Origin of the sequence: Actinocrinis sp., from assembly GCF_035946395.1 — a bacterium.
Classification (GTDB): Bacteria; Actinomycetota; Actinomycetes; order Streptomycetales; family Catenulisporaceae; genus Actinocrinis.
Genome location: NZ_DASYZI010000406.1, coordinates 1 through 2,268, shown reverse-complemented (window position 1 = coordinate 2,268; position 2,268 = coordinate 1). Strand labels below are relative to the sequence as shown.

At 67.3% G+C, this 2,268-nt stretch carries 1 protein-coding gene; it reads right to left on the bottom strand.

The genetic code is table 11. The features are described 5' to 3' along the window. On the bottom strand, positions 1 to 2,148 hold a 2,148-nt coding region (locus VGS97_RS25450; RefSeq protein ID WP_326856184.1), incomplete at its 3' end, for a phosphoketolase family protein. Positions 2,149 to 2,268: the final 120 nt, after the last annotated feature.

Genomic DNA, 2,268 nt, shown 5'->3' with positions numbered 1-2,268 from the left:
CCGGTAGGTCAGGCGGTGGATGAGCCACGGATAGCCGTGGTACGCGAAGATGACCGGCTTGTCCGTGGTGAACAAGGAGTCGAATTCACGGTCGGATAGGCCGTGCGGGTGCTCGGTGTCGGGCTGAAGCCGCATCAGGTCGACCACGTTGACCACGCGGATCTTCAGCTCCGGAAAGGCCTCGCGCAGGATCGCGGTCGCCGCGAGCGTTTCGAGCGTCGGCACGTCGCCAGCGCACGCCATGACCAGATCGGGTTCGGAGCCGGCGTCGGTGCAGGCCCAGTCCCAGATGCCGATGCCGCGCGTGCAGTGCGCGATCGCCTCGTCCATGGACAGCCAGTTGTGGGCGGGCTGCTTGCCGGCGACGATCACGTTGACGTAGTGCTTGCTGCGCAGCACATGGTCGCCGACCGAGAGCAGGGTATTGGCGTCCGGCGGCAGGTAGACGCGCACGACCTCGGCCTTCTTGTTCACCACGTGATCGATGAAGCCGGGGTCCTGGTGGGACAGGCCGTTGTGGTCCTGGCGCCACACGTGCGAGGTCAGCAGGTAGTTCAGGGATGCGATCGGGCGGCGCCAGGGCAGCGTGCGGGTGGTCTTGAGCCACTTGGCATGCTGGTTGAACATCGAGTCCACGATGTGGATGAACGCCTCGTAGCAGTCGAACAGACCATGACGGCCGGTGAGCAGGTAGCCCTCCAGCCAGCCCTGGCACAGGTGCTCGGACAGGACCTCCATCACCCGGCCGTCGGGGGCCAGGCCCGCGTCGTCGTCAGGGTCGGTGTCCGCGAGCCAGGTGCGGCCAGTGGTCTCCAGGAGCGCACCGAGCCGATTGGACGCGGTCTCGTCCGGGCCGAAGACGCGGAAGTTCGCATGCTGACGGTTCAGCGCCATCACGTCGCGCAGGAAGCCGCCGAGCACGCGAGTGGCCTCGCTGAGGCTGGTGCCGTGCTCCTTGACGACGACGGCGTAGTCGCGGAAGTCCGGCAGGTCGAGCTCGCGCAGCAGCAGTCCGCCGTTGGCGTGCGGGTTCGCACTCATCCGGCGCACGCCACCCGGCGCGAGCGTGGCCAGTTCCGGGCGCAGCCGACCGTCCGCGTCGAAGAGTTCCGACGGACGGTACGAAGCGAGCCAGTCCTGGAGTTGGGCGAGGTGCGCGGGATTGTCGCGTGTTTCGCTCAGCGGTACCTGGTGCGAGCGCCAACTGCCCTCGGTGCGCTTGCCGTCCACACTCTTCGGGCCGGTCCAGCCCTTTGGCGAACGCAAGATGATCATCGGCCAGGCAGGACGGGCGACCAGGGCCGAGTCGGCGGCAGCACTGGTGCGCGCGCGGGCGATGGACTGGATGGTTGCGATCTGGTCGATAGCATCATCGAGGGCTGCCGCCATCGCCTGGTGCGCGGCGGCGTGATCGTCCGGGTCGACGATCTCAACAGTGATCGGACGGTATCCGTAGCCTTCGAGCAACTTGTCCAGCTCCTCGCGAGGGATACGGGACAGGACGGTCGGGTTCGCGATCTTGAAGCCGTTGAGCTGGAGGATCGGCAGCACTGCGCCGTCGGTGGCCGGGTTGAGGAACTTGTTCGAGTGCCAGGACGCAGCCAGCGGTCCGGTCTCCGCTTCGCCGTCGCCGACCACGCAGGCGACCAGCAGGTCCGGGTTGTCGAACGCGGCGCCGTACGCGTGCGCGAGCGCGTACCCGAGTTCGCCGCCCTCGTGGATGGAACCCGGGGTCTCGGGCGCGACGTGGCTTGGGATGCCGCCGGGGAACGAGAACTGCTTGAACAGGCGGCGCAATCCGGCCTCGTCCTGGCCAATGTGCTGGTAGACCTCGCTATACGTGCCTTCTAGGTATGCGTTGGCGACCAGGGCGGGGCCACCGTGCCCGGGACCCGCGATGTAGATCGCGTCCAGATCGTGGGCGAGGATCTGCCGGTTCAGGTGCGCGTAAATGAAGTTCAGCCCGGGTGTGGTGCCCCAGTGGCCCAGCAGCCGCGGCTTGATGTGTTCGGGGCGCAAAGGTTCGCGCAGCAGCGGATTGTCGAGCAGGTAGATCTGCCCGACCGACAGATAGTTGGCGGCGCGCCAATAGGTGTCGATGAGTTCCACTTCGCCGGAGGTGAGCGGGCCGGTGGCAGTGACGGGCATCTCGCGGGCCTCTCCCGTGCGGATGGTCTGTTGTTCGTATCAGCACCCAGGTTCCGCCTCGGTCCGATCCCGGGCACGGGCCGTTGGTCCCGAACAGTGCGGGCCCGACGGTCCTGGGGG